This is a genomic window from Acinetobacter sp. WCHAc060042 (assembly GCF_003231195.1).
In the GTDB taxonomy this organism is placed as follows: domain Bacteria; phylum Pseudomonadota; class Gammaproteobacteria; order Pseudomonadales; family Moraxellaceae; genus Acinetobacter.
Map to the genome: position 1 here is coordinate 1 of NZ_QKVN01000070.1, position 9,616 is coordinate 9,616.

A 9,616-nucleotide genomic window follows, 5' to 3' on the forward strand; every position below is an offset into this window, starting at 1 on the left:
GATTGATGAGGTTGGACAGTATCGTTATGGCGGTGTTGGGGTGATGTCAGGGGATCGAGTCGTGCATATGGCTCCGCCTGCAAATCAAGTCCACCGTTTAATGGGAGAATTATTGCAGTGGTTGGCTGATGGGAATGAGCACCCATTGATTCAGAGTTCAGTATTTCATTATGAGTTTGAGTTTATACATCCATTTGCTGATGGCAATGGGCGTATTGGACGTTTATGGCAAACTTTAATCTTAAGTCAGTGGAATCCAATTTTTCTCAATACTCCTGTAGAAAGCTTGATTTATCAAAACCAAAAAGCTTATTACGATGCATTACAAGCGAGCACAGATCGCTCAGATTCTGCACCTTTTATTGAGTTTATTTTGCAGATGATTCTAGATGCAATACTCAGTTCTGATGCCAGCGATCAAGATACCGCTCAAGCTAGCGTACAAGTTAGCGATCAAGTTAAACGTCTAATCCTGAATATGGAGCAGAAGGAATATAGCTTAACTGAGCTGATGGCTTTATTAGACTTGTCCCACCGAGCAACATTCCAAAAAAATTATTTAACTCCAGCATTAGAAGTAGGTGTGATTGAACGCATCCTTCCTGATAAGCCTAAGAGTCCTAAGCAAAAGTACAAATTAAAAAATTGAACTATATTTAGGTTGATGTGATTATTCATATCATAATGAGTTAATTTTAATATTATAACGTTACAAATTTTTTTCAGTATAATGTTTTGCTATAATGCCGTACACCAATTCAAATCCTGAATTGGGATTTGAGCAAGATTTCTAAGTGATTCAATACACTAAATCTGATGTGGGTCAAAATTGGGTCAATGAATTTTTTTATTCAATAAAATGGCTTTGAAATAAATGAGTTGGAATTTGAGTTCAATTGACGCCACCTCCACCAAAATTCTTTCCGAAGTAATCCGTCGGAATCTAAAAAAGCCTTTAAACTCAATGTTTAAGGGCTTTTTTATTGGCTGAATGTTTAATGTTGCCAAAAGGAATTCAGAATTCATAAAAATGTTTTATTTTTTAATGGAACCAATTTCTAAAATGTAAAATTCAATGCTTTTGCTACCTAAGTTCTTTCAAAATATAGTATTTATTTCAAGACTTATTTAATACTCTTAAACTTTTATTTGATAGTTTAAGGGCTCACAAGAAAACCATTGTTCTTTTTGTGAAATTCCTCCAAAAGGAAAGTCTATTTTGGTGGCCTTGTTAAAACTTGATTATTACAAGTTTATTTAGAGTTGAGTTGGGCGGTATTTTAAAATCTATTTATATTGAATGATGAAATTCTATCTGTGTTATTGGTTGAGCTTTATGCAGAAAAATCTAAATGGGGTACTTGATATTAGAAATGTTTATTAAAAGATAAGCATTGGATTTTATACTTAAAAAAATAGAGCCAAGAGGCTCTATTTTTTTAAGAAAACTTTAATAGCTGTTTTATTTTACCAGCTCAAAGCTCCCCCCGTTTGGTAATCCGTTACACGTGTTTCGAAGAAGTTCTTCTCTTTACGTAAGTCCATCATTTCAGACATCCACTGGAATGGATTGTTTACACCAGCGAACTGCTCTGGTAAACCAAGCTGCGCTAAACGACGGTTACAAATGAATTTTAAGTATTCTTCCATCATTGCTGCATTCATACCCAATACACCGCGTGGCATCGTGTCACGTGCGTATTCAATTTCAAGCATCGTGCCTTCAAGAATCATTTGAATGATTTCTTCTTGGAATTCGGCTGTCCAGAGGTGAGGATTTTCAATCTTGATTTGGTTAATCATATCTATACCAAAATTCAAGTGCATCGACTCATCACGTAAGATGTATTGGAATTGCTCAGCAACACCATTCATCTTATTACGACGGCCCATTGACAAGATTTGGCTGAAGCCACAGTAGAAGAAAATTCCTTCCAGTACGCAGTAGAATGCGATCAAGTTACGAAGCAAAATCTGATCGTTTTCAGGTGTGCCTGTTTTGAACGAAGGGTCGCTTAAAGACTGAGTATATTTGAGGCCCCAAGCTGCTTTACGTGCAACACTTGGTACTTCGCGGTACATGTTGAAGACTTCACCTTCATCCATACCCAAAGATTCGATACAGTATTGGTAAGCATGTGTGTGAATTGCTTCTTCAAACGCTTGACGCAAAATGTACTGGCGGCATTCAGGGTTGGTAATATGACGGTAAATCGCGAGAACCAAGTTGTTAGCAACCAATGAGTCGGCAGTAGAGAAGAAACCAAGTGAGCGCATAACAATCGTGCGTTCGTCTTCAGTTAAGCCATTTTCAGACTTCCAAAGCGCGATGTCATGGTTCATGTTTACTTCTTGTGGCATCCAGTGGTTTGCGCAACCATCTAGATATTTTTGCCAAGCCCATTCATATTTGAACGGTACAAGTTGGTTGAGGTCAGCACGACAGTTAATCATCGCCTTGTCGTCAACTTGTACACGTTGCGCACCCATTTCTAGTTCTTCTAGACCTGGAGCAACATCTAAGCTTTCTAAGGCGTGAGATGCTCTTGCCAACGGATCGGCTGGATTTGTTGATCCGCTTCGAGGGGCTGAAGCGGATTGTGTAGTTGCCACATTCTTCTGTGGTTGCTCTGCAGTAGATACCATCTGCGGATTAGCCGCTTTTTGCGGTTCGACGGGCGCAGACTTGTGTTCAGGTGCAGCCGGTTTTTGCGAATCATTTTCGAAATCGTCCCAACTTAGGATAGACATATCAATTCTCTCTACGTTGCTTTATATCTTTTATTGACATCCAGCAAAGCTGAGATGTCCTACTATACGCTTAATTTGTGAAAGCAAAATTAAGTTTTGCCAATCGTTACTCTAAAATGATGTCTAGAGCATGATTCTCATGACTTATTTTGCTTTCGCTTTTTAGCTTGATTGACTTTCACCCAAAAATAGGCGATTGGCATGTAAAACAAAACCACAAAGGAAAGCACCAAGGCTGTAAGACCTAACATGTAGTTATGTGTCATATGGAGCATGGTAATTTCCTTGGGTATCTTTAACTTTTTAATCTCCCTAAATCCCTCTTTATGAAAGAGGGACTTTACACCTCAATAAGTTTGGTGTAATTCCCCTCCTTTTAGGAGGGGTTAGGGGAGGTTATTATTGGCATTCTATTGATGTTAAAAGTGTATACATTGGGATAAATCCTTTATTTACAATTAGATAACTTCTTATCTGAAACAAAAATAGTGAAAAAATGTATACATTTCTTCAAGCCAATATATTGGATGTAGCTTCATATCTAGAAATATCCTATCAAAGATAATCCAAAATTAGGTTTCATTTTATCGAAACAGAATGAGTGTGATTATTATATAGAACACATCATATGGTGTATAGATACTTTAAAAAATCTATATATTGTGTTGAATGAATAACCAGATTAGCTATTGATTTCCAGAAACTCAATCACCAATTGGGGTTGATAAGCTTTCTATGGTGTTTTGACTAGACACCAAGTTAAATTTAAGTACATTTAACAATGTATACGAATCAAAAAATCAATAAAAAAGCTGATAAAACTTAAAAAAATTGATCATTAGATACTTCTAACAATCAATCTATGAAATATTTTCTGCGTATCATCTGTCTTTATGAGAGAGATGTGCTTGTTTGAATAAAAATGCATTATTTATCATGTTGCTTAGCAAGTTGATAGGAATCGATGCTTTCACAATTACGATTGATTAAGTTTAGTTCAATTTCACCGCATGTATTTGCTGTAGTCCAATAGATGCCTTCCAAAGTTTGTCCTTGGTTTATTAATCTTAAATTCCCACTACCGAAGGTCACCTTGTTTTCATGTTTTTTTGTCCGATAAAATTTATAAATATAGATAAAATCAGAAGTTTCACTATCTTTATTGTGGGATAATGCTGTAATGATTGATTCAGATGCCTGTTGTGGGGTGTAAGATTTGATGGTAGTGATTAAGAAAGTCTGTTTTATGAAGAAATAAATTTCGATAGTAGGGATTTTCTGTCCTTCTACTTCAAAATTGCTCGTCAATTTTCCTTTCCATAACCCATGTATAATTGGCTTGCCAATAAAAAAACTTAGGAACCGATGCTTAATTGTAACTGTTCTAAGAAGGATGCCTAAAATAAAAAGTGATAGGGTGATAGATGGACCTAAGGTTTGGAGTAAAGTTAGGCTCACATAGGGAAGTAAATTAATTAGTTGTATCAATCCAAAAATTAGACCAGCTAATACTACAAATAAGTAGATTATTTTGCTTAGCTCATTAAACTTTAATACTAAAAAACTCATATACTTACCTGTTGGTTAATAATTGATTTATTTTTAAAAATTTTTATAGATCTATTCGCACTGATCAGACCTACACAAAATATTCCTTGAATACTAGATGTTAAGTAAGCTGTCATCTCACGAGCTCCGCAAGGAATGACATTTTCAATATTCATATGTTCTACTGAGTTTAATAGGGGGGATATAAATTGAGAAATATGGGTTAATTTTTTAGAGTTAATATCATAGAAATGAAAGCCATCATGGTAGGCTGAAGAATAAGTAGATATTTTCAATAAGGTTTCATTGATATTTGTTAAATCTAAGTCGGTAAAAGATTGTTCTTGATGTAAGCTTATATATGGAAGGTGACTTAACTCTTCATAACAAATTATCCCTAAACCTGAAAAATCCTCTTTACTGTTTTGGCATATTTCTATGAGTGAATTATGTATGAGTTGATCAATTGAATGTGACACTAAATATACCTAAATTAAATTATAAAAAATATATAGTTACTTAATTCTATTTATTGTGGAAAGAAAATTCCATCTTAATTTTAAAAATACATTGCTCTATTATTCAAGACAATCAACAGACCATCTCAAGAGAGGTCATAAACAAATATATAAATTTTCTTCAAAAAATGGGTTGAAATTTATACAAGCAACCTCATAAAAAGCATAATTCATCACATTAAGTAAAAAAAATGAAAAAGTTTCAAATCCTAGCTCTATCAGGAGGGGGATATCGAGGTTTATTTACTGCAACAGTTTTAAAAGAGTTAGAGCAAGAAGCGATAGAAAATGGACATAACTCTATAGCTGATTGTTTTGATCTAATAACTGGAACTTCTGTCGGTGGCATCGTAGCTTTGGCAATTGCTTATGGAATAAGAGTTGATGACATTGTTGATTTATTTAAATCACACGGTGATAAAATATTCCAGCCTAAGCCTCTTCTTAAATTTACAGGTTCAAAGTACTCCAATGAATCATTGAAAGCAGTTTTACAAGATTGGTTCGGGGATTCAATTTTAGGAGAGCTAAAATGTCCTGTCGTGATTCCTACAATTGATTTCACTAGAGGTAGTCCAGTTACTCTGAAAACACCTCATAATGCAAATCTTAAACGTGATTGGAAATTAAAAATAGTTGATGTAGCTTTAGCTACATCAGCAGCGCCTACTTATTTTCCAAGACATCCGATTGGTCCTAATGAATATGTGGATGGTGGGCTTTTTGCTAATGATCCTAGCTTGATTGGCTTACATGAAGCTGATTATATGTTTAAAAAGAATATCCAAGATGTACACATTCTTTCGATTGGTACTTTATCATCAAAAAAACAACTTAACCCAAGCACGAAAAAAGATGGTGGATACTTGGATTGGGGTGAGGGGTCTATTTTTAAAGCAGCTCCAAATATTATTGATTTAGTTTTGAGTAGTCAGCAACAATTTATGGAACAAATGGTTAAGCATAGGATGGAACCATTTCCAAACCAATTTTACAAAATCGACGAACAGATCGTGCAATCGTCAGCCCAATTTATTGGACTAGATGAAACAACTGATGAGGCTAGGCAAGTACTTGAGGGGAATGGGTTTCAATCTGCGAAAGTTGCATTGGGTAAAGAGTTTATACGAAATTATTTTAACCAGCCGTTAAGAAAACGAGAATGGTTTTATGGGCCACAAAAAAATGTAGGAGAGAAGAATTAAATGGGTAGTAATTTACACAGAACTTTTAGAGCTAGAGAAGATGGCTTTATTACGCAAATTAAGCCTACTAGTGATCAACGTGATTATTTAAATACATGCCGGCAAAAGGTAAGAGCTACTCTGAAACAAGGTTTGGCAGCTTTCATTGTCGAAAATGGAGGCGATCCAAATATTATTAAGCCAAAATTCCGTCTACAAGGTTCTTGGGCTTATGGTACTTGTAATCAGCCAGCGCATCCCGCACAAGAAATGGATGTTGACTATGGTGTGTATCTTCCTAATTCATTATTAGCTCAGGGACGTTCTGATAGAGTGGCTAAAGCATATTATTTAGCAGTAGAAACATTATTGCAGCCTTTAGCCGATATAGAAGATTGGAAATTATGTAAAGATAAAAATACTTGTTGTCGTCTCATACTTGAAGGCAATGCGCATATGGATGTGCCTCTTTATATCGTTCCTGACCTGATGTTTGATAGCCTAGTTGAACGAAATAATATGATTCTAGATGAGGCAAAAGCAACAATTGCCAAAGATGAATATGTATTTAAGGGCTATCATTACGCAACAGAAAGCTTTGAGAGTGAAGCTAAAATTATCGAACTTGACTATATTACCAAAATCCATATGGCCTTACGTGATGGTAATTGGAAAGATAGTGACTGTGAGTTAATTCGTAAATGGTATGCAGATTTCTTGGCAGATCAAGAAGATAATGGTCGACAGTTAAGATACATCGCTCGATATCTTAAAGCTTGGAGAGATCACGAATATAACAACGGTGGAGGGCCAAGTTCAATCTTACTGATGATAGTTGCAAATCAAAATTATCAATATTTTGAAAACAGAGATGATCTCGCATTATTGTATGTTTTAAAAAATCTGCCGAAAGCATTACTTGGGCCAGTTAAAGAACCTTCTATTCCTGAACACACAGATGAAGACTTTAATCGAATTCCTGAAGATGACAGACAAGAAGCTCATGATTTAGCTGCAGAGTTACTCGGTGTAGTTTCAGCAGCTATTGATATTGAGTCACCTAAAACTTCAATTAATTTTCTACGCAGCCAATTTGGAAAAAGAATTCCTGATGATGAAAGCTATGTTGTAGTTGAGAATAATAATCAGGAATTGCCATTGCAAGCTACCAATCCTGCAACTATTGAACCTACTAGGGGTGGGTAAATTTGGGATTACATCTTTATTCTGAAGAGTTAAGATTTGAAGTGTACTTAACAGATAGTGCACTTCATTTAATTCATCTTCACAGACAGTATGCAGACACGAAAAAGGCTGAGGCATGTGGAATCATTATTGGTGAAATACGTAGTAAATCATTAAGAGTTATAGATATCAGTCCTCCAGCAGAGGATGATGAAAGAAGTATTTATAGTTTTTATAGAAAGTCTAAAAACCATCAAATTTATTTAAACAAAGTACATGATATTTCAAATGGGGTCTTACAATATATAGGTGAATGGCATACTCATCCAGAAGTACAACCACGACCATCTAATTGTGATTACAAAGGGTGGAGTCAACTGATGTTTAATGAACAATTTAATGAACTTCCTAAATTATTATGGATTGCAAGTAATAAGAGTTATAAAGATGATTGGTTTAATTTACTTGTAAATAAGAAATATTATGCCTTAAGGATTTGCGAGGGTGGTGTAATTTGATTCCTGATTTTTGTGCTCAGTATCTTACACAGCTAGATTATAATTTAGTAGATCCTTATGATACAAATTTAAAGAAAAAATTTTACAATAATTTGTGGGTAAAAAATATTGTTGTATCGGGTATAAATATAAGATTAGGTGTTTTTTTTAGGAATTGGGACTTTATTACACCTCCTCAAGTTTATTTGTTTGAAGATGATCTAATAGAGATAAATAAAATCATTAAACATTTTAGATTTCCTTTACCTCATTTTTCAATTGAGTCGCAGTTTACGTATTTGAATAAAAAAGCATATAGTTTTTGCTATGTTTTACATGATAAATTAGAAATTAATAGAAAGTATTTTTCAAAAATTATAATTTTTATGGAAATGCAATTTAAAAAAGTAATATTGGATTTAATCAATCCTTCTAATTTTCTTAAGGAGATAAGAAATGAAATAGTTCCAATGTGGATGATGTTGTCAAATGAATTTCAGAAGAAATATAGCTTAGAAAATTTATTTGTGGAGTTTGATGATAATTTGGATTTTCAGACTGCTAAATTGACATATATTTCTACTAAAGAGAATAACTGTCAAAAAACAATTGATTCTGATTTTATTGTTTTGAATATTTCTCATTTTAATATTCCCTCGGTGTCAAATTATTTTAATGTGGAAGGAGAAATAACTTTAGGGAAGATGCTTTTATTTATTAATGATATTCATCTAAATTGTTTTAATATTCTAAAAAGAAATTTAAATAAAATTAAATCAGATCAAAATATATTTATTTCTTTGGTTTTTGAAAATCATGTTTTATCTTTTTATATAAGTTGGAAGAAGAAATATTACAAATTGTTAAGTGGGAATGTAAGAATAGCCTCAGAAATATTGAGAGATCAAGTATTACCTGTTTATATCAAAAAATATTGCATGCAAGAATTAGTTGATAGAAATTTAAAAGACATTAAGACTAGAAATTTAACTGATTTAAAAATTTTACAAATTGGAGTAGGTGCAATTGGAGGATATGTTGCAGATGCACTAATTAAAATTGGTGCTGGGTTGGGAGAAGGTCAATTAACAGTCTGTGATAATGATGATATTAAAGTTGAAAATGTAGGAAGGCATGTATTAGGAAAAAAATATATTGGTAGAAATAAAGCAAATGCAATAGTCGATTATATCAAAGAGCAAGTGGGTAGTAAAAACATCCAGATTAATTATGTAAATCAAAGTGTAAATATAATTAGTAATCTTGACGTATATGATTTAATTATAGATGCAACTGGCCAAATTGAGATTGCAGAGTATTTAAATGAAAAGGTAATCCAAATACCTGATCAATATAGACCTAATCTTTTACATTTATGGATATATGGTAATGGGGAGTGTGTGCAAGCATTGATCAATAATCCATTCTTTTATGAAAGTAATGGGGGGTGCATTAGTTGTCTACATCAATCGGGAGTGGATGACTATAAAGAAGACTTAGATCCATTAGGGAATAAAAATTTTAGAAAAATTATGGGGCTTGGGCCTTGTGCTGCTTATACTCCCTATTCTATATCCTCTAGTCTAGCTGTGGCAGGTTTGGCAATAGATATTCTTTTAGAATGGAGAAACGTGCCTCAGATGGAAAATAATTACTTTACTCGCTATAGTGTTGGATATGCAGGTCCAAAAATTAGCGATATGACATTAACTGCTTCTACTACATGTCCCAATTGTTCTGAAAGATTTACGGAATTAGGTCGACCATATACTCAAGTTGCCACTTAAATTTGGATAACTTGGGGTAAGTTTCTCTTTTGAATGTTTGTGCAACAAAGCCTCTCCTATGCAAAAAGAATAGACCATATTTGTCTAGGAGAGTGGTGGCAGTCCAAACAGTACAACTTTTCCAACTTACAAAGCTTAGATGTTTG

At 33.8% G+C, this 9,616-nt stretch carries 8 protein-coding genes; 5 read left to right on the top strand and 3 right to left on the bottom strand.

Translation table 11 applies throughout. The annotated features are described in order from the left end of the window. Positions 1-649: Fic family protein (locus tag DPG01_RS17760; RefSeq protein WP_110975946.1), on the top strand; the 649-nt coding region annotated here is incomplete at its 5' end. Positions 650-1,467: 818 nt separating this feature from the next. On the opposite strand, the gene DPG01_RS17765 is transcribed toward DPG01_RS17760, so the two are convergent. From DPG01_RS17765 to DPG01_RS17775, 3 genes are all read right to left on the bottom strand, one after another. Further along, a complete protein-coding gene (locus DPG01_RS17765) occupies positions 1,468-2,751 on the bottom strand; it encodes a ribonucleotide-diphosphate reductase subunit beta (RefSeq protein WP_110975947.1) in 1,284 nt (427 codons plus the stop codon). Between the two features lie 927 nt (positions 2,752-3,678). Further along, positions 3,679-4,320 carry a hypothetical protein gene (locus DPG01_RS17770; RefSeq protein WP_110975948.1) on the bottom strand — a complete coding sequence of 214 codons (642 nt, stop codon included), beginning with the start codon at positions 4,318-4,320 and terminating at the stop codon, positions 3,679-3,681. Beyond that, entirely contained in the window at positions 4,317-4,778 is a 462-nt protein-coding gene (locus DPG01_RS17775) for a hypothetical protein (protein ID WP_110975949.1), read from the bottom strand. Before DPG01_RS17775 ends, DPG01_RS17770 begins: the two co-directional genes overlap by 4 nt. A gap of 230 nt (positions 4,779-5,008) precedes the next feature. On the opposite strand from DPG01_RS17775, the gene DPG01_RS17780 reads away from it, so the two are divergent. From DPG01_RS17780 to DPG01_RS17795, 4 genes are read left to right on the top strand one after another with little or no spacing between them, the layout of a single operon-like run. Next, positions 5,009-6,022 (top strand): CBASS cGAMP-activated phospholipase, encoded by a 1,014-nt coding sequence (locus DPG01_RS17780; RefSeq protein ID WP_228157024.1) that lies wholly within the window; start codon positions 5,009-5,011, stop codon positions 6,020-6,022. Next, complete coding sequence (locus tag DPG01_RS17785; RefSeq protein ID WP_110975950.1) at positions 6,023-7,207, top strand: CBASS cGAMP synthase; 1,185 nt, start codon at positions 6,023-6,025, stop codon at positions 7,205-7,207. Between the two features lie 2 nt (positions 7,208-7,209). Further along, complete coding sequence (locus DPG01_RS17790; RefSeq protein WP_110975951.1) at positions 7,210-7,704, top strand: Mov34/MPN/PAD-1 family protein; 495 nt, start codon at positions 7,210-7,212, stop codon at positions 7,702-7,704. Continuing rightward, on the top strand, positions 7,701-9,470 hold the full coding sequence (locus tag DPG01_RS17795; RefSeq protein ID WP_110975952.1) for a ThiF family adenylyltransferase: 1,770 nt from the start codon (positions 7,701-7,703) through the stop codon (positions 9,468-9,470). The genes DPG01_RS17790 and DPG01_RS17795 overlap by 4 nt, the downstream gene beginning before the upstream one ends. Positions 9,471-9,616: the final 146 nt, after the last annotated feature.

What these genes read in the sequence shown, in the direction of transcription:
- DPG01_RS17780 (WP_228157024.1), top strand. Translation starts at nt 5,009, where the DNA reads ATGAAAAAGTTTCAAATCCTAGCTCTATCAGGAGGGGGATATCGAGGT.
- DPG01_RS17785 (WP_110975950.1), top strand. Translation starts at nt 6,023, where the DNA reads ATGGGTAGTAATTTACACAGAACTTTTAGAGCTAGAGAAGATGGCTTT.
- DPG01_RS17765 (WP_110975947.1), bottom strand. Translation starts at nt 2,751, where the DNA reads ATGTCTATCCTAAGTTGGGACGATTTCGAAAATGATTCGCAAAAACCG.
- DPG01_RS17770 (WP_110975948.1), bottom strand. Translation starts at nt 4,320, where the DNA reads ATGAGTTTTTTAGTATTAAAGTTTAATGAGCTAAGCAAAATAATCTAC.